The organism is Shinella sp. WSJ-2 (genome assembly GCF_003432075.1).
Lineage (GTDB): Bacteria > Pseudomonadota > Alphaproteobacteria > Rhizobiales > Rhizobiaceae > Shinella.
This window is the reverse complement of sequence record NZ_QWBU01000002.1, coordinates 575,516-593,718: the sequence shown is the minus strand read 5'-3', so window position 1 is coordinate 593,718 and position 18,203 is coordinate 575,516. Positions and strand designations below refer to the sequence as shown.

Below are 18,203 nucleotides of genomic sequence, written 5' to 3'. Positions count from 1 at the left end.
CTCCCCCAGCGGGGAAGGGGCGGATTTCTGGCAAGATCAGAAGATCTTGGCGAATTCCTCGACGTTCTTGGCATCGTAGATGAACGGATCGGCCATGGCGCCTTCGTTCTTGTCGTCGAGCTTGACGGTGCCCATGCGGCCCATCTTCAGTTCGGCGCCGGGCTTTGCTTCCGCGCCGCCGATCAGGTCGTTGGCGATCATCGTGGCTGAGTAGCCGAGGTCGATCGGGTTCCAGATCGCGAAGGACTTGGAGGCGCCCGACTTCACGTGGCCGGCCATTTCCGAGGGAAGGCCGAGGCCGGTGACGTTGATCTGGCCGATCTTGCCGGCGTCGGTGACGGCCTGCGCGGCCGCGACGATGCCGACGGAGGTCGGTGCGATGATCGCCTTCAGGTTCGGATGCGACTGGATGAGGCCCTGCGTCTCGCGGTAGGACTTGTCGGCAAGGTCGTCGCCATAGACGGTCGCCACGACATTGATGCCCTTGTAGTTCGGCAGCACCTTGTTCATTTCCTCGATCCAGACGTTCTGGTTGGTCGAGGTGGCCGTGGCCGAGAGCACCGCGACGTCGCCGCCATCAGGCAGATTGTCGGCGGCGAGCTTGATGATCATGTTGCCGATAAGCGGGTTCGACGACGGGTTGAGATGCATCAGGCGGCCTTCAGGAGCGACGCCCGAATCCCAGGAGATGACCTTGATGCCGCGGTCCATGGCCTTCTTCAGGGCCGGTACCAGCGCATTGGTGTCGTTTGCTGAAACGGCGATGGCGTCGACCTTCTGGGCGATCAGCGAGTTGATGACCTCAATCTGGCCTTCGGCGGTCGTCGTCGTCGGGCCGGTATAGATGACCTCGACATCGCCGAGCTCCTTGGCGGCTTCCTGCGCGCCCTTGTTGGCGGCCTCGAAGAAGCCGATGCCGAGCGCCTTCACGACAAGCGCGATCTTCTTGGTTTCCGCCTGCGCGGTCGCCATCATCGCGACCGAAACGGCCGCCGTCACGAGCAAGGTTTTCAGAATTTTCACGTCATTTCCTCCCAGTGAAAAATCAACCCTCCGGCCTCATGCCGATGAGGATGCAGTCTCCGATCTGGTGCTCGCCTGAACGTTCGCGACGATCAGGTTGACACCGGCCTCCTCCAGCATCGCGGCGTCCCTGTCCTCGATGCCCGAATCCGTGATGATGGTGGCAATGCGCTTCAGGCCGCAGAGAATGAGGCTGGAGCGCTTGCGGAATTTGGTGGAATCGACCAGCACGACGAGCTCGTCGGCCTGGTCGATCAGCTTCTGTTCGGCCTGAATGAGCAGCGGATCGGCCTCCATCAGGCCGAGCGGGCCGATGCCCTGCGCGCCCATGAACATGCGGCGCGCATAGAAATTGCGCGTCACGTCATTGTCGAAGGGGCTGAGCACGATGTTCTGCTCGCGATAGATCGTGCCGCCGGACAGCATGATCGTGTTTTTCGAATGCTTCAGCAGGTGCTCGGCGATGTTGAACGAATTGGTGAAGACCTGCATGCGGCGGTTGGTCAGGAAATGCACCATCTGGAAGGTGGTCGTGCCACCATTGATGATGATCGGATCGCCATCCTCGCAGAGCGCCACTGCCTCCTTGGCGATCGCCTGCTTCTGGCGGGTGTTCAGCGTCTCGTTGACTGTGAAGGGCCGACCGGCAAGACCGACGAATTGCGGCGGATGCAACGCTTCCGCCCCGCCGCGCACCCGGCGCAGCTTCTTCTGCACGTGCAACGCCGCAATATCGCGCCGGATCGTCGCCTCGGAACTGTCCGTCAGGTCCACAAGCTCGGGCACGGTCACGACCGGCTTCTCCTGAACCGCGGACAGAATGATCCGGTGTCTTTCCTTCTCGTGCATGGCTCCTCCAGTGCTCGCAATGCTTCCATCAGGATCGCGCATTGTCAATCACAATCAATCATATTTTTTCATTGTGCAGTGCAGTATGATTGTTTTTGATCGTTTCTGATTGACATCGGCAAAAATCCCGTGTGATCTGAAAGCATGCCGTCGAGCGCCGCGATAGGTGCTGCCACGAGAAATACCGGGAGGAAATGCCGATGCTGGACAAGAACCAGGGCGCACGCCTTGCAAACCTGTGGGATGACGCCAAGGCGTCCGCCATGAGCGAGCCCGAGCGCCTGCTCTATCGCTCCAACCTGCTCGGTTCCGACAAGCGCATCACCAATTACGGCGGCGGCAACACCTCGGCGAAAGTCATCGAGAAGGATCCGCTCGGCGCGGGCAATGTCGAAGTGCTCTGGGTCAAGGGTTCGGGCGGCGATGTCGGCACGATCAGGATGGACGGCTTCGCCACGCTCTACATGGACAAGCTGAACGCCCTGAAGGGCCTCTATCGCGGCCTTGAGCATGAGGACGAGATGGTGGGTTATCTGCCCCACTGCACCTTCAACCTCAACCCCCGCGCCGCCTCCATCGACACGCCGCTGCATGCCTATGTGCCGAAGAAGCATGTCGACCACATGCATCCCGACGCGATCATCGCGATTGCCGCCGCGAAGAATTCCCGCGAGCTGACCCAGCAGATTTTCGGCGACGATATCGGCTGGCTGCCCTGGAAGCGCCCCGGCTACGAACTGGGCCTGTGGCTCGAAAAATTCTGCCTGGAAAACCCCAATGCGCGCGGCCTCGTGCTGGAGAGCCACGGCCTCTTCACCTGGGGTGACACGGCCAAGGAATGCTACGAAACGACCGTCGAGATCATCAACAAGGCGATTGCCTGGTTCGAGAGCAACAACACGGCCCCAGCCTTCGGTGGTGCGGTGAAGCCAGTTCTGGCGCCGGCCGAGCGCCGCGCGGTCGCGGAAAAGCTGATGCCGGTCATTCGCGGCATGATCAGCAAGGACGAGAAGAAGGTCGGCCATTTCGACGACGGCAGCGCGGTGCTGGATTTCGTTACGGCAAAGGACCTTGCCCCGCTCGCGGCGCTGGGCACCAGCTGCCCGGACCACTTCCTGCGCACGAAAATCCGGCCTTTGGTCGTCGATTTCGATCCGGCCAATCCTGATGTCGACAAGACGCTGGCCGGTTTGGACGATGCGGTCGCTGCCTATCGCGCCGACTATGCCGCCTATTACGAGCGCTGCAAGCGCGCCAACAGCCCCGCCATGCGTGACCCCAATGCGGTTGTCTATCTCGTGCCGGGCGTCGGCATGATCACCTTCGCCAAGGACAAGGCGACGGCGCGCATTTCCGGCGAGTTCTACGTCAACGCCATCAATGTCATGCGCGGCGCGTCGGGCGTTTCGGAGTATGTCGGCCTGCCGGAACAGGAAGCCTTCGACATCGAGTACTGGCTGCTGGAGGAAGCGAAGCTCCAGCGTATGCCGAAGCCCAAGAGCCTCGCCGGCCGCATCGCGCTCGTCACGGGAGGCGCCGGCGGCATTGGCAAGGCGACGGCGAACCGGCTGATGGCGGAGGGCGCCTGCGTGGTGCTGGCCGATATCGACGAGGCCGCACTTGCCGAGGCGCAGAGCGAGCTTGCCGGCCGCTACGGCAAGGATGTCGTGCGCGCGGTCACCATGAACGTCACCGACGAGGCGCTGGTCGCCAAAAGCTTTGCCGATACGCTGGTCGAATTCGGCGGCCTCGACATTCTCGTCTCCAATGCGGGCCTTGCCTCCTCCGCCGTCATCGAGGACACGACGCTCGAACTCTGGAACAAGAATATCGGCATCCTCGCGACGGGCTATTTCCTCGTCTCGCGCGAAGCCTTCCGCATTTTCCGCCGGCAGAAGGCGGGCGGCAATGTCGTCTTCGTCGCCTCCAAGAACGGCCTTGCCGCCTCCCCCGGCGCATCGGCCTATTGCACGGCCAAGGCCGCCGAAATCCACCTCGCCCGGTGCCTCGCGCTCGAAGGCGCCTCCGAGCAGATCCGCGTCAACGTGGTGAATCCGGATGCCGTGCTGCGCGGCTCGAAGATCTGGACCGGCGAGTGGAAGGAACAGCGCGCGGCGATCTACAAGACCGATACAGAAGGCCTGGAGGCGCTCTACCGCGAGCGCTCGATGCTGAAGCTCTCGGTCTTCCCGGAGGATATCGCCGAGGCCATATACTTCCTCGCCTCCGACATGTCGGCGAAATCGACCGGCAACATCGTCAATGTCGACGCGGGCAATGCCCAGTCGTTCACACGCTGAGGAATTTTCCATGACGATGATTTCCAAGGATGTGGTGGCGCGCGAGAACGACAAGCGTCTCGCTGACCTGAAAAGCGACTACGAGCATCTCGGTGCGCAGCTCGCCCGCCGGGGTGTCGATATCGACGCTGTAAAGACCAAGGTCGCGGCCTATAGGGTCGCGGTACCCTCCTGGGGTGTTGGCACCGGCGGCACGCGCTTTGCCCGCTTCCCCGGCGATGGCGAGCCGCGCAACATCTATGACAAGCTGGAGGACTGCGCCGTCATTCAGGAACTGACGCGCGCGACGCCGACCGTTTCGCTGCATATTCCCTGGGACAAGGTATCGGACCTCAAGGAACTGAGGGAACGCGGCGCGGCGCTTGGCCTCGGCTTCGACGCGATGAACTCCAACACCTTCTCCGACGCACCGCAGCAGGAGCATTCCTACAAATACGGCTCGCTCTCTCATGCCAATGCCGGCACGCGCCAGCAGGCCGTCGAGCACAATCTGGAATGCATCGCCATCGGCAACGCGCTCGGCTCCAAGGCGCTGACGGTGTGGATCGGCGACGGCACGAACTTTCCGGGCCAGGCGAATTTCACGAAAAGCTTCGAGCGCTATCTCGATGCGATGAAGGCGATCTACAAGGGCCTGCCGGACGACTGGCGGGTCTTCACCGAGCACAAAATGTATGAGCCGGCCTTCTATTCCACGGTCGTGCAGGACTGGGGCACCAATTACCTGATCGCCCAGGAACTCGGCCCCAAGGCCTATTGCCTCGTCGATCTCGGCCACCATGCGCCGAACGTCAATATCGAGATGATCGTCGCCCGCCTCATCCAGTTCAAGAAACTCGGCGGCTTCCATTTCAACGATTCGAAATATGGCGATGACGACCTCGATACCGGTTCGATAGATCCCTATCGCCTGTTCCTCGTCTTCAACGAGCTGGTCGATGCGGAAGTGCGCGAGGCCGAGGGCTTTGCGCCAGCGCATATGCTCGACCAGAGCCATAATGTGACGGACCCGATCGAAAGCCTTATGCGCAGCGCCACGGAAGTCTGCCGCGCCTATGCGCAGGGCCTCATCGTCGACCGCACCGCGCTTGCCGGCTACCAGGACGGCAACGATGCGCTGATGGCGTCTGAAACGCTGAAGGTCGGCTTCCGCACCGATGTCGAACCGATTCTTGCCATGGCACGACTGGAAGCCGGCGGCGCGATCGACCCGGTCGCAACCTACCGGGCAGCGGGCTACCGCGCCAAGGTCGCGGGTGAGCGTCCGGCGGTGGCGAGCGGGGGTGGCGGCATCGTCTGAGCCGTCACAAGATGCTTTCAATATTCTCTTGCTTTCCCGAAAACGGCTGCCACATTCAGCTTTGACAGAATGAGACTGTCACAAGGGAGCACATTATGGGCATTGAAAGCATTCTCGTTTTCCTCATCGTCGGCGCCATCGCAGGCTGGCTTGCGGGCCTCATCGTTTCGGGCTTCGGCTTCGGCCTCATCGGCAATATCGTCGTCGGCATCGTCGGCGCCTTCATTGCCGGATATCTCTTCCCCGCCATGGGCGTCAGCCTGGGCAGCGGCATTATCGCCGCGATCCTCCATGCCACGATCGGCGCGGTGATCCTGCTCGTGCTCATCAAGGTCATCAAACGCGCCTGATCCCCATCGCATCAAAACCGAAAGGCCATGGCGATCTCCGCCACGGCCTTTTCGTTTCAGTTGACGCTGACCGGCTTGGAACGCATGCGCGAAACCGTTTCGCGCTCCGCCCGCTTGCAGCGCATCGGCGGCAGGCCGCGATCCATCAGCGCCATGTCTTCCAGCACCATCTCGCCCATCTTCTTGAAGGCACTGTCGAGCGCGCCGGCGCGGTGGGCCGAGCGGACGAAACCATCCAGCTTACGCACCGGGTGATCGGCCGGCAGCGGCTCCTCGGGATAGACATCGCTCGCCGCAACGATATGACCGCGCTCCACCGCCGCCATCAGTGCCGGGAAATCAACGACATCGGCCCGGCTGAGCAGAATGAAGGCGGCCCCCCTGCGCATGGAGGCAAGTGCCTTGGCACCGAGAAAGCCCTTGTTCTCGCTCGTCACCGATGCGACCACGAAGACGAAATCGCTCATGGCAAGCACGTCGGAGAGCGAGGCCGGTTCGACGCCCGCCTCACGCAGGATCGACGGCGGCAGCCAGGGATCGAAAACCCGGATTTTTGCCCGGAAGCCAGAGAGGACGCGGTTCAGCGCCCGGCCCAGATCACCGAAGCCGATAATGCCGATCTCCGAGCCGGACAGGAGGCGCGCGGAAGCATTGCCATCGCCGCCCCAGAGTTCACGGCCTTCGCGGAAGGCGACATCCGCGTCGATCACGCCGCGCGCAAGGTTCAGCGCCATGGCAAGACCAAGCTCGGCGACCGGCTCGGCGAAAACCTGCCCCGTCGTCACGACATGAATGCCGCGGGCAAAAAGGATCTCGTATGGCATGTTGTTGATGAGATTGCTCTCGACATTCAGGATGGCGCGCAGATTGGGCATGCGGCCGAGCGTTTCCGCCGAAAGCGGCGGCTGGCCGATGATATAGCGGGCCTCTGACAGTACGGCATCACCGAGGCCGGCGATGTTTTCCGGATCGGCCTCGACGAGGCGGTAGGTGCGGCGCAGTTCCGCGTCAGCCTGCGGCGTGAAGATGAGATCGAGCGTTCGCGGCTCGGGCGCGCTGATCACCAGGGGCAATACATTGTCGGTCATGGCTCCTCCGGATTTGTATCCATGCTGTGGTAGCACGGGCGTAAGGAGCGTGCGACCTGGGTGCTTCCGCAATTCCGGACGCAAAACCGCTGCGCACTTCCGCAGGACTTGCTTAATATCCCAGTCCGCGCAGCGCACGCACGCTGGACGGCGGAAGCGCCGTGCCGCTTGCGGTTATGCCATTCTGTTCGCAGACATACATGTTGCGCGGCATCCAGCGGAAATCGCGGTCGCGCGCATACCCCACCGTCGGCTCGCAGGCCACCTGCCCCTTGCTCTTATACTCATCGGTGGCATCGCTCGGCGTCACGCCGGGCAGGTCCTTGAACACCTGCGCCTGGCCGCCGGCGGCGGACAGGAGGAGAACCAGAAGGGCAAGGGTGGCTCGTGTCTTCATCGTTCCATCCGTCTGAGGCCGGCCTTTCGCAATCCACAAAGAGATACCGCCGGCCGACGACATGCGCTATAGGCCTGCGAGCATTCCAATTGGTTAGATGGGGTTTTTCATGGCAAGTGCAATCCGGTATCACGAAGGTGACATCTCGGCGGCCGATGCGGCCCGTTATACCGGGGCGATTGCCATCGATACGGAAACACTCGGCCTCATTCCGCGCCGCGACCGACTCTGCGTCGTCCAGCTCTCGTCCGGTGACGGCTCCGCCGATGTCATCCGCATCGCCGCCGGCCAGAAGGAGGCCCCGAACCTTATCGCCATGCTGGAAGACCCGAGCCGCCAGAAGATCTTCCACTACGGCCGTTTCGACATCGCGGTGCTGTTCCACACCTTCGGCGTCACCACGACGCCGGTCTTCTGCACCAAGATCGCCTCGCGCCTGACGCGCACCTATACCGACCGCCACGGCCTGAAGGAAAATCTCAAGGAAATGCTCGACGTCGACATTTCCAAGCAGCAGCAGTCGTCCGACTGGGCGGCCGAGACCCTGTCGCAGGCACAGCTCGAATACGCCGCCTCCGACGTGCTGCATCTGCACGCCCTGCGCGACAAGCTCATGGCCCGCCTCGTGCGCGACGGCCGGCTTGCCCATGCCGAAGCCTGCTTCACCTTCCTGCCGACGCGCGCCAAGCTGGACCTGATCGGTTGGGAAGAGACCGACATCTTCGCCCATAGCTGAGCTCTCCCGTGCAGAACGGACAACAGCACCAGACCGGCCCGACGCTGGAGCCGCTCCGGCGGCTCATTCGCCGCCGGCTCGCCGCCTTGCCGCCGGGTCTCTCGGAATTCATCCTGTTCGGCTTGAAACAGGCCTGGGCCTGCCTGTTCGGCGGGCTGATGCTCGGGCTGATCATCCTCACCAAGCTCGTCTGGCAGCCCGACTGGCCGCTTCATCGCTATGACGCCCTCTTCCTGATGGCGCTCGCCATTCAGGTCACGTTCCTGTGCCTGAAGATGGAGACGCTCGAGGAAGCGAAGGTCATTCTCATCTACCATGTCGTCGGCACCGTCATGGAGATCTTCAAGGTCCATATGGGCTCCTGGACCTATCCGGAGGAGGCGCTGATCCGCATCGGCGGCGTGCCACTGTTTTCCGGCTTCATGTATGCCTCGGTCGGCAGCTACATGGCGCGCGCCATCCGCATCTTCGACATGCGCTTCACGCACTATCCGCCCTTCTGGACGACGGCGGTGCTGGCGATCGCCATCTACGCCAATTTCTACGCGCACCACTACCTGCCCGATATCCGCATCCTGCTCTTCGCCGCCACCGTGCTGCTCTTCGGGCGGGTGCGCATCTATTATACGGTGGAGACGAAGCCGCGCTGGATGCCGCTGGTTCTCGCCGCCTTCCTCACCAGCATCTTCCTCTGGATCGCTGAAAACATCGGCACGGCGACGGGTGTGTGGCTCTATCCCGGCCAGCATGTCTGGCACATGGTGTCCCTCAGCAAACTCGGCTCGTGGTACCTGCTGCTCTATGTCAGCTTCGTGCTGGTGACCATCGTCTGCCGACCGCAACCGCCAGAGACCCCTCAAATCCGGCTGTCGCAGACTTAACGTCCGGTTAACGGGCAGACAGCTATCCTTCAGGCGATTCTGGAGGTTGCCATCATGTTGACACCCCTGCAGAGCGCGCAGTCCACCGCGGCCGTTTCGGCACTGCAATCGATCGTCACGACGATCGAGGACCGCCAGCGCGAGGAAGCGGAAAAGGCCAGCGGCCGCAAGAAGGACGACCTCGTCCAACCGGCGCATCTGCGCCCTGACGCTGCCGCGCGCCAGGCCAATGCCCGCATCAACGAGCATTTCTTCGGCAACAGCATTCAAGACGGCGACACGCTCGCCAAGCTGATCTCCCGCTTTTCCGACGCGCTCGGCATAACCCAGCAGGAGGGCGAGACCGCCCGCAATTTCGCCCAGCGCCTTGCCGACCAGCTGACCCTCGTCGATGCCGTCGGGCTTCCCTCGAAGGGCAGCGAGCTCAATGTTTCGCTGCGGGCGCTCGGCACGACGCTCGATGCCGTCAAGCAGGCGATGAGCGGTCCCTCGGACGATGCCGGCGCCAATCTCGTCGCGCGTCTGGCGCTTGCGACCGGTGTTGCGCAGGGCGACGGCGAGGCCGACGCCGACTACGAACAGCGCCTTTCGGCCATGCTTGCCCGCCAGCGCGGCGAGCTGCCAGCCGATACGGCGACGATCGAAAAGAAGACCGGCCTGACCGATCTCGGCCTGCGCGCCAGCGATCTCGTGGCGGCGATCCGCAATCCCTATGGCGAGGAAGCCGGGCGCGTGAAGGATGCGCTGGCGGAAAAGGCCAAGGACGAAAAGGCGCTGACGCCGGAAATGCAGAAGGTGCTCGCGCGTCTGGAAGATGCTGCGAACCCCAAGACGATCGAGGAGCTGAAGCTCGAACGCACCAAGCGCGATCCGACCCGCATCGAGGATGCCGAAACGCGCAAGGAGCGCGAGGAGACGATCCGGAAACTCGAGGCTGGCAAAAAGCTCGAAGACGTCAAAGACTTGCAGGACGCGATCGGCCGCGCCCATGAGGACGCCGCCAAGGGCAAGACGGACGGCAAGAGCGGGAGAAGACCGTCACAGGATGCCGTCGATACGATCCAGCTTCTCGCGTCCGGCGCGGAGGCAACCAAGGCCGTTGAAAAGGCGTCGGGAAAACCCGATGACACGCTTCTCCAGCATAAGGACGCACCTGCGGAAACGACGGGCGAGGCCGTGCGCAACCTCGATGCCGCCGGCACGAAGGAGAAGGACGAGCGGGAGGACGCCAAGAAGGAAATCTTTGCCCTGCGCATCGACGATAACGGCATCTACGACCTCATCACACGCCAGCTCGTCGCCTAAACCTTCTTCCTGACGATGCCGAGCCTTGCGATCACCTCCGGCGGAATGCCGTAGCGGCGGATCGCGTCCTTCTGGCTGCGCAGGCCGCACATTTCGCGCTGGATGAAAAAGGCCCAGACCTTGTCGGCCGCGTCGTTCAGCAGGTCTTCACGCTCCGCCTCGCCGCAGCCCGCAGCAAGACGCTCCGAGAGCAAAGCAATCGCCTTCTCGACCTTCAACCCGTGCCGGCCAAGCGAATCCGCCCGCTCCGACATCAGCTCGTATTCGAGGATATTGAGCCCCGTCTCCTTGGTGAAGGAGGGGGCAAGCGCCTGTGGTGGGCGTACCGTCATCTTTCGTCTCCGTCAGGACCTCAAGATGGCGCGGCAAAGCCGCAACGGCAAGACCTCACACCGCGCGGGCACGCACCTCTTCGAAATGCCAGTCGACGAGCAGCTTGCCGTCGCGCCAGACCGGCTGCAACAGGTTGCGGCGGCCGGCGAGTTGATCGACGCGGGCGCCTTCAAGCCCGATATAACCCTCCACCACCGCCTGGCGGCCGGCCTTGGAAGCTTTCAGATTCATCGTCGCCGGGCGCTTATAGACGTCATGCCAGACGCCGGCGGAATCCTGCCTTGCATTGGCCTTCATGGCGAAGGAATAGGTGTCGCGGTTGACGCGCTGGAGCAGGCCCGCGCCCATGCCGAAGGCGATGTTTTCCGCCGAGAAGCCGAAGGCCTCCAGCCGGCCGAGAATGAGGCCGATATCGGCGGGCGAGATGCCGTCGCCCTGGATGACGCGCACGCTGTTGTCGAGCACCTTGTAGCCCTTGCCGTTCAGATGCGTGCCGAAGGCATAGGCAAGCTGGCGCAGCACCTGCACAGGGGTTTCCACCGGGTCGCCGCTGTCGGGCCGCACGACGAGCGTGCCGCCGGCCGCCTGCACGCGGTCCTTCAGCTGCTTGCCCCAGATTTCCGAGACCGCATTGTTGATGTCGTAGCTGTCGGAGACGACGGCATAGAGGCCCTTGCCGCCGAACTTGTCGATCATGTTGCCATAGGCCTCGGCTTCATGCTCCTGGCCCCAGGAGGTCATGGTCGAGTGCTCGGAGGCGGGAATGGAATAGCCAGCCATGTCGGCACCATAGTAGCGGCGCGCATAGAGCACGGCGCTGACCGTGTCCGTACCCATGAAATTGACGAGATGCGCAGCACCGCCGATGCCGGCCTGCTCGAAACTCGTCGTACCGCGCGCGCCAAAATCATGCAGGCGGAAGGGCAGGACGCTCGCCGGATCGTCGCAGGTTTTTTCCAGGAACGGCTGGATGATCTGCTTCACCTTGCGCGAATTGGAGGCGACCGTGCTCGGATACCATATGGCACGCAGGAAAGCCGTCTCGATATAGGAGGTCAGCCAGTAGCAGGCCGGATCCGTGTTGACGACCTGCGCAACCGGCACGCCGCGGCGCACCAGCGTGCCCTCCGGCAGGGCCTCGATCAGCAGCGGTAGGTAACCGCCATGTTTGTTGACGATATGCGTCCAGCCCTCACGGTTGAACGGCAGGCCATGCGCCGTGACGATCGCTTCTGCCTCATCGATATCCTGCATCGTCACCGGTTTCGACAGATATTCCTTGAGGAATACCTGGAGGCCGAAGAACAGCACTTCCGCATGGTCCGAATGGCCGCGCGCCCCGACATAGGACGAGATGGCACGGGTTTCCGGCGGATATTGCAGATAGTGGCTGAACTTGTAACTGTCGGTGTTGAGGATGATGTTGGTGAGGTTCATCGAAAAGTCTCCGCCGCATCCGCGGCCCGCTTCACCGGCGGCCAACAGTGCGGGCAAGATTTACTTGAGCTGAGCATAAGGGGCAAGTGCCGTCGAGCAGGACAATCCGGGTAAGTTTGCTGCGGCTGCGAAGGTTCTTTCGGTCCGTTAGGAATTCGTTAACCATAAAATGCCAAATGTAGGAGCCAGTAGTTGTTCGGAAGTTCGGGAATACCCCTCCGGCACAATCAAGCGGTTCAGTGCCTTCAGGTTTACCCGTCGCCTCCGCGTAAAGAGCCTGGTTCGTCCGGGCCGAAGCATCCCTCGCAGCGTCGCGCATGATGCGCCATCCGACGGACGATGGAACATTGGCAAGACCTTGCGAATGCTGTGCATCGGCAAGGTGGCGAACAGGAGGCAGGCATGCTGCCGCGCGTGGCACCAACGACCGGGACGACCCAGCCTACCCCAGCCCTTACGGCCGGGGCCTCGGTCGATGCCGCCGCCAAGCCTCCGCTTTCCGCTGCCGCTCTTGCCAATCTGCGCGCCGAAGTCGTACTGCGCCTCATCGAGACGCTGCTGAAGCACATGCCGCGCACCGGCGAGGCAAGCCCCAACCGCGACCTGCTCGAAACCTTGCTGACCGTCCTGAAGACACTGCCGGGTCGAGAGGGGGAAAGCGGCCGCAAGCTCGCCGACCTTCTTGCCAAACTGCCGCCCGAAATGCGCCCGGCCGTGGAAAAACTGATCAGCACCGTTCTCATGGCCGCGCCGACGCGCACCCTGGTGGAGATCGTTCGCAATCCAAACGGCCCGGAGGCGCAGAAACTCGCCATCCTGCTGGCCACGAACCTGACAGCCGAAGACCGCCACACCACCGAAGGCCACACTTCCAGCGCCCAGAAGCCTGCTGCGCTGACGGCGCAGCAACTGGCCGTTGTTGGCCGACACAGCCTGCAGCAGGCCACCCAGATGGCGCAACTGCTGAGTGGTGATGCCCGCACTCTGCAGGCAATGCTGAAACGCGTCTTCGACTTCGACGGCGGCAGCAAGCCGCGCGGCGTGACCGACCAGCCGGCGGGCGCGACGGCAGCCACGGCAAAGACCGAGAAAGCGGCAGCGTTTCTAAAAGCCGAAAGCGCGCTGAAGACGGAAGCGGCGGCGATAACGGCAAAAGCGGTAACAGCCGGCAAGGCGGAAATACACCCGACAACGACGGCACGAACCGAGCTTGCCGGCACTATCCGGCAGCCGAACGAAACGCCCGTCACTCAGCGAGCGCTCGAGGGACGCCCGGTCGCGGCCGCGCCCGTCCCGGTGGTTGCAGACGATCCCCCCCTGGTGGACACCCTCGAGAGTGTCAAGCCTCAACAGGTCGATAGCCAGGAGCCCGAGCATAGCAATTCAGCGACGATCAAACGTGAGGAGCCTCCGGTTCGGCAGCCGATCGCCACCAGCGCCGGCCAGGCGCTGGCGCGTAGCGTGCTGCAAGCAGTGGCCCGCGACCTGCCGCCTGCCCTTCTGACCGCAGCAGTCATTCACCTCGTCGAAAACCTCTCGCCCGAGGAGGCGACGTTCCTGCGCACGCTTCTTGAGCGTCCGCTCGACTTCGTGTTGCCGCCGGATGTCGACTTGACAGAGAACGGGCTACCGCCTGTCGTCGAGCCTGAAGCGGAGGCTATCACAGCCGCTGAACAGGGCGCGGACATGGTGGATGCCGACATATCGGAGGAAACTGCGCGCCTTCGGCACGATCCGACGCAAACGGCAGCCGTGCCGGCACGAGCGGCACCTGTCCTGACCGACGAGGCCCGCCCTGCTCAACGCCTTGCGGAAAACGCCGCTGCCCCGGCACAGGCCGCCACCCAGCTCGATCTTCCGCTAGCGACCATGGTCGCCCGCGAGGGAATTCCGCTCGCTTTCGTACCCTATCTGCCGGCCGAGGACGATCTTGAATGGTCGGAAGCCCAGGAAGCGGAAAAGGATGAGGACGCCGACGAAGATGGCTCTGCCGGAGAACAGGGCAGCGGCGAGGAAAATGCGCACGATACGGCCGAAGACGGCGAGGAATCGGAGACGCCGGATATAGCGCGCCGGCGCGAAAAAATGGCCGAGATGGTCGGCGTCATCGAACCCGGCCTCGTCTTCTACCAGAAGCTCGGCGACTACTCGACCTGAACGACCAACATCCCAAAACAAAAAAGCCCGCGGAGATCGCTCTCCGCGGGCTCTTCATTTCGTAAGCGAAGGCTTATTCGGCGTTGCCGCGGTTCTTCAGAGCCGCGCCGAGGATGTCGCCGAGCGAAGCGCCCGAGTCGGAGGAACCGAACTGTGCGACGGCTTCCTTCTCTTCAGCGATTTCCAGAGCCTTGATCGAAAGCTGGATCTTGCGATCCTTCTTCGAGAAGCTCAGGACGCGGGCGTCGACGGTCTGGCCGACCGAGAAACGCTCCGGACGCTGTTCGTCACGGTCGCGCGACAGGTCGCCACGGCGGATGAACGAGGTGAGGTCTTCGTGGTTGACGAGCTTCACTTCGATGCCGCCATCGTTGATCGCGATGACTTCAGCCGAAACGACGGCGTTCTTGCGCAGGTCGCCGGACGTGGCGGCATCGCCGACCGAGTCCTTGCCGAGCTGCTTGATGCCGAGCGAGATGCGCTCCTTGTCGACGTCAACATCCAGAACGACAGCCTTGACGACGTCGCCCTTGTTGTATTCCTCGATAACCTGCTCGCCCGGACGGTTCCAGTCGAGGTCGGAGAGGTGCACCATGCCGTCCACGTCGCCGTCGAGGCCGATGAACAGACCGAATTCGGTCTTGTTCTTGACTTCGCCTTCGACTTCCGTGCCAGCCGGGTGGCTGTGCGCGAAGGCCTGCCACGGGTTCTCGAGGGTCTGCTTGAGACCGAGCGAGATGCGGCGCTTCGTCGGGTCGACTTCGAGAACGACCACGTCGACTTCCTGGCTCGTGGACAGGATCTTGCCGGGGTGAACGTTCTTCTTCGTCCAGGACATTTCGGAGATGTGGATCAGGCCTTCGATGCCCGGCTCCAGCTCAACGAACGCACCGTAGTCGGTGATGTTCGTAACCGTACCGGAAATCTTCTTGCCGGTCGGGTACTTGGTGCCGATGCCATCCCACGGATCCGACTCGAGCTGCTTCATGCCGAGCGAGATGCGGTGGGTTTCCTGGTTGATGCGGATGATCTGAACCTTGACCTGCTGGCCAATGGACAGGATCTCCGACGGATGGTTGACGCGGCGCCAGGCCATGTCGGTGACGTGCAGCAGGCCGTCGATGCCGCCGAGGTCGACGAACGCACCGTAATCGGTGATGTTCTTGACGACGCCGTCAACAACCTGGCCTTCTTCGAGGTTCTGAACGATTTCAGAACGCTGCTCGGCGCGCGACTCTTCAAGAACCGTACGGCGCGAGACAACGATGTTGCCGCGACGCTTGTCCATCTTGAGGATTTCGAAGGGCTGCGGGTTGTGCATGAGCGGGGTGACGTCGCGGATCGGACGGATGTCGACCTGCGAACGCGGCAGGAAGGCAACGGCGCCGTCGAGATCGACGGTGAAGCCACCCTTGACCTGGTTGAAGATGACGCCTTCGACGCGCTCGCCAGCTTCGAACTTGACTTCGAGCTTGGCCCAGCTTTCTTCGCGGCGAGCCTTTTCGCGCGACAGAACAGCTTCGCCCAGCGCGTTTTCGATGCGCTCGACGTAAACTTCGACTTCGTCACCAACCTTCAGCGTGCCGTCCTTGGACTTGGCACCGAATTCCTTGAGCGGTACGCGACCTTCGACCTTGAGGCCGACGTCGACGATGGCGACGTCCTTCTCGATGGCCGTAACGATGCCCTTGGCGACGTAGCCTTCGGCGAGATCGTTAGACGCAAAGGATTCCTGCAGAAGGGCTGCGAAATCTTCGCGCGTGGGGTTTGCTTGAGACATTGAAACTCCTGATGTGCCAAAGGCACGGGCGCCGGGGGTTAGCGTTGACGAGGAACAAAACGATGCCCGCTGCCTTGAACGGCAGCAAATCCGGCGCGGGGGCAGGCTTTGTCCTATTGCTTAAGAGCAGCGTCGATGAACGACCGTGCTGCCGAAAACGCCGCCTCTATACTCATTTCCGAGGTGTCGAGCAAGTGCGCATCGTCGGCGGGCTTCAAAGGACTGTCCACGCGGCCCATGTCGCGCTCATCACGACGGCGAATATCCTCGAGGATCGTCTCATAATCGGCCACCCCGCCGCCGGCGAGGATCTCGTCATAACGGCGTTTCGCACGGACCTCCGCCGAGGCGGTGACGTAAAGCTTCACCGGCGCATCCGGGCAGACGACCGTGCCGATATCACGACCATCCAGGACCGTGCCCGGTTCACGCACGGCAAAGGCGCGCTGCGCCTCGACCAGCGCCCGGCGCACCGAGGGCATGACCGCGATCTTCGAAGCCGCTTCACCGATCGCGTGGGCCGACAGCACCGAACGATCGAGCCCGGCGAGATCGAGATTGCGTGCGACATCAGCGGCAACCGCCTCGTCGTCGAGCGGTAGGCCACGGTCTAGCAATGCCTTCGCGGTCGCGCGGTATGTCAGTCCGGTATCGAGATGATGAAAGCCATAGACGTCAGCAATCCGGCGCGAGAGTGTTCCCTTGCCGGCAGCGGCGGGACCGTCGATGGCGATCGTTTTCATGGCGTATCCGTGTGCATCACAGGCTCGTCATCAAGCGTTAGCGGAAGAAGGGGGGCGATGCCAAGGGCTTTACGCGCCTAGCTCGATCTTCGCGCCCAGTCCCGCCATCAGGTCCATGAATTCCGGGAAGCTCGTGGCGATCATCGTCGCGTCGTCCACCGTCACGGGGTTTTCCGAGACGAGGCCCATGACGAGGAAGCTCATGGCGATACGGTGGTCGAGGTGGGTGGCGACGGCAGCACCCGCAGCGTTGCCGAGGCCCTTGCCATCCGGACGGCCGCGCACGATGAGCGAGGTTTCACCCTCGTCGCAATCCACGCCGTTGAGCTTGAGCCCGTTGGCGACGGCCGAGAGGCGGTCGCTTTCCTTGACGCGGAGTTCTTCCAGGCCGTTCATAACCGTAGCGCCTTCGGCAAAAGCGGCGGCGACGGCGAGAACCGGGTATTCGTCGATCATCGACGGGGCGCGGTCTTCCGGCACTGTCACGCCCTTGAGCGTGGAGGAGCGGACGCGCAGGTCCGCCACGTCCTCGCCCCCGGCAAGGCGCGGGTTGATGACTTCGATATCGGCGCCCATTTCCTGCAGCGTCAGGATCAGGCCGGTGCGGGTCGGGTTCATCAGCACGTTGAGGATGGTGACGTCGGAGCCCGGAACGAGCAGGGCAGCCACCAGCGGGAAGGCCGTCGAGGACGGGTCGCCCGGCACGTCGATGACCTGGCCGGTCAGCTTGCCTCGGCCTTCCAGCCGGATCGTGCGCACGCCGTCGGCATCCGTCTCGACGGTGAGGTTGGCGCCAAAACCCTGCAGCATCTTTTCGGTATGGTCGCGCGTCATGATCGGCTCGATGACGGTCGTGATGCCGGGCGTGTTGAGGCCGGCGAGCAGCACGGCGGACTTCACCTGGGCGGAAGCCATTGGCACGCGATAGGTGATCGGCGTCGGGGTCTTCGGGCCGCGCAAGGTCACGGGAAGACGGTCGCCGTCCTCCGATTTCACCTGCACGCCCATTTCGCGAAGCGGGTTCAGCACGCGGCCCATCGGGCGCTTGGTGAGCGAAGCATCGCCAATGAAGGTGCTGTCGAAATCATAGACGCCGACGAGGCCCATGGTGAGGCGGCAGCCGGTGCCGGCATTGCCGAAATCGAGCGGCGCTTCAGGGGCCAGCAGGCCGCCATTGCCGACGCCGTTGATGATCCAGGTGTCGCGTTCCTTGCGGATCTTGGCGCCCATGGCCTGCATGGCCTTGCCGGTATTGATGACGTCCTCGCCCTCGAGCAGGCCGGTGATGCGGGTCTCGCCGCTGGCCAGGCCGCCGAACATGAAGGAGCGATGGGAGATCGACTTGTCGCCGGGAATGCGAACGGTTCCGGTGAGGCCGGAGGATTTGCGGGCGGTTGCGGGCCGGGCATTGGCGCCGTGCGACATGGGCGTCTTCCTTGATCGACAGAGGCTTCCCGGAAAGAGTGCCGGGGAGAACGCGGGCTAGCTATCACAAACGATTTAAATCGTCATCCTCCTGCCAGA

The 18,203-nt window shown here is 62.9% G+C and carries 16 protein-coding genes; 7 read left to right on the top strand and 9 right to left on the bottom strand.

Going from position 1 to position 18,203, the window contains the following annotated elements:
• Positions 1–36: 36 nt before the first annotated feature.
• Both rhaS and D0Y60_RS07010 read right to left on the bottom strand, forming a co-directional pair.
• Positions 37–1,023, bottom strand: a complete 987-nt coding sequence (gene rhaS / locus D0Y60_RS07015; protein ID WP_117368131.1) for a rhamnose ABC transporter substrate-binding protein — start codon at positions 1,021–1,023, stop codon at positions 37–39.
• A 36-nt stretch (positions 1,024–1,059) separates the two neighbouring features.
• Positions 1,060–1,872 (bottom strand): DeoR/GlpR family DNA-binding transcription regulator, encoded by an 813-nt coding sequence (locus D0Y60_RS07010; protein ID WP_117368129.1) that lies wholly within the window; start codon positions 1,870–1,872, stop codon positions 1,060–1,062.
• Between the two features lie 200 nt (positions 1,873–2,072).
• Here D0Y60_RS07010 and D0Y60_RS07005 point away from each other — a divergent pair, with 200 nt between their 5' ends.
• From D0Y60_RS07005 to D0Y60_RS06995, 3 genes are all read left to right on the top strand, one after another.
• Positions 2,073–4,172 carry a bifunctional rhamnulose-1-phosphate aldolase/short-chain dehydrogenase gene (locus tag D0Y60_RS07005; RefSeq protein ID WP_117368456.1) on the top strand — a complete coding sequence of 700 codons (2,100 nt, stop codon included), beginning with the start codon at positions 2,073–2,075 and terminating at the stop codon, positions 4,170–4,172.
• A gap of 10 nt (positions 4,173–4,182) precedes the next feature.
• Complete coding sequence (gene rhaI, locus D0Y60_RS07000) at positions 4,183–5,472, top strand: L-rhamnose catabolism isomerase (RefSeq protein WP_117368127.1); 1,290 nt, start codon at positions 4,183–4,185, stop codon at positions 5,470–5,472.
• A 95-nt stretch (positions 5,473–5,567) separates the two neighbouring features.
• A complete protein-coding gene (locus D0Y60_RS06995; RefSeq protein ID WP_117368125.1) occupies positions 5,568–5,822 on the top strand; it encodes a GlsB/YeaQ/YmgE family stress response membrane protein in 255 nt (84 codons plus the stop codon).
• A gap of 56 nt (positions 5,823–5,878) precedes the next feature.
• On the opposite strand, the gene D0Y60_RS06990 is transcribed toward D0Y60_RS06995, so the two are convergent.
• Complete coding sequence (locus D0Y60_RS06990) at positions 5,879–6,910, bottom strand: hydroxyacid dehydrogenase (RefSeq protein ID WP_117368123.1); 1,032 nt, start codon at positions 6,908–6,910, stop codon at positions 5,879–5,881.
• Positions 6,911–7,022: 112 nt separating this feature from the next.
• Positions 7,023–7,307, bottom strand: coding sequence for a hypothetical protein (locus tag D0Y60_RS06985; protein ID WP_117368121.1), 285 nt, complete (start codon positions 7,305–7,307; stop codon positions 7,023–7,025).
• Positions 7,308–7,416: 109 nt separating this feature from the next.
• Between D0Y60_RS06985 and D0Y60_RS06980 the strand changes: the two genes are divergently transcribed.
• From D0Y60_RS06980 to D0Y60_RS06970, 3 genes are read left to right on the top strand one after another with little or no spacing between them, the layout of a single operon-like run.
• The gene (locus D0Y60_RS06980; protein ID WP_117368454.1) at positions 7,417–8,043 is read left to right on the top strand and encodes a ribonuclease D; all 627 of its coding nucleotides are present in this window, start codon (positions 7,417–7,419) and stop codon (positions 8,041–8,043) included.
• Between the two features lie 44 nt (positions 8,044–8,087).
• Entirely contained in the window at positions 8,088–8,924 is an 837-nt protein-coding gene (locus D0Y60_RS06975; RefSeq protein ID WP_117368452.1) for a DUF817 domain-containing protein, read from the top strand.
• Between the two features lie 54 nt (positions 8,925–8,978).
• Complete coding sequence (locus D0Y60_RS06970; RefSeq protein WP_117368119.1) at positions 8,979–10,229, top strand: hypothetical protein; 1,251 nt, start codon at positions 8,979–8,981, stop codon at positions 10,227–10,229.
• On the opposite strand, the gene D0Y60_RS06965 is transcribed toward D0Y60_RS06970, so the two are convergent.
• Positions 10,226–10,561: a DUF6665 family protein gene (locus tag D0Y60_RS06965; RefSeq protein WP_117368117.1), complete on the bottom strand. Its 336-nt coding sequence runs from the start codon at positions 10,559–10,561 to the stop codon at positions 10,226–10,228. The two genes, D0Y60_RS06970 and D0Y60_RS06965, sit on opposite strands and share 4 nt — an antisense overlap.
• 55 nt (positions 10,562–10,616) lie before the next feature.
• Positions 10,617–11,999 carry a nicotinate phosphoribosyltransferase gene (locus D0Y60_RS06960; protein WP_117368115.1) on the bottom strand — a complete coding sequence of 461 codons (1,383 nt, stop codon included), beginning with the start codon at positions 11,997–11,999 and terminating at the stop codon, positions 10,617–10,619.
• 402 nt (positions 12,000–12,401) lie between these two features.
• Here D0Y60_RS06960 and D0Y60_RS06955 point away from each other — a divergent pair, with 402 nt between their 5' ends.
• Positions 12,402–14,156: a hypothetical protein gene (locus D0Y60_RS06955; protein ID WP_117368113.1), complete on the top strand. Its 1,755-nt coding sequence runs from the start codon at positions 12,402–12,404 to the stop codon at positions 14,154–14,156.
• A gap of 73 nt (positions 14,157–14,229) precedes the next feature.
• Here D0Y60_RS06955 and rpsA read toward each other — a convergent pair whose 3' ends face one another.
• The 3 genes from rpsA to aroA form a co-directional block, all read right to left on the bottom strand.
• Positions 14,230–15,936, bottom strand: coding sequence for a 30S ribosomal protein S1 (rpsA, locus tag D0Y60_RS06950; RefSeq protein WP_117368111.1), 1,707 nt, complete (start codon positions 15,934–15,936; stop codon positions 14,230–14,232).
• A 113-nt stretch (positions 15,937–16,049) separates the two neighbouring features.
• The gene (gene cmk / locus D0Y60_RS06945) at positions 16,050–16,679 is read right to left on the bottom strand and encodes a (d)CMP kinase (RefSeq protein ID WP_117368108.1); all 630 of its coding nucleotides are present in this window, start codon (positions 16,677–16,679) and stop codon (positions 16,050–16,052) included.
• A gap of 69 nt (positions 16,680–16,748) precedes the next feature.
• Positions 16,749–18,104, bottom strand: a complete 1,356-nt coding sequence (gene aroA / locus D0Y60_RS06940) for a 3-phosphoshikimate 1-carboxyvinyltransferase (protein WP_117368106.1) — start codon at positions 18,102–18,104, stop codon at positions 16,749–16,751.
• Between the last annotated feature and the right edge of the window lie 99 nt (positions 18,105–18,203).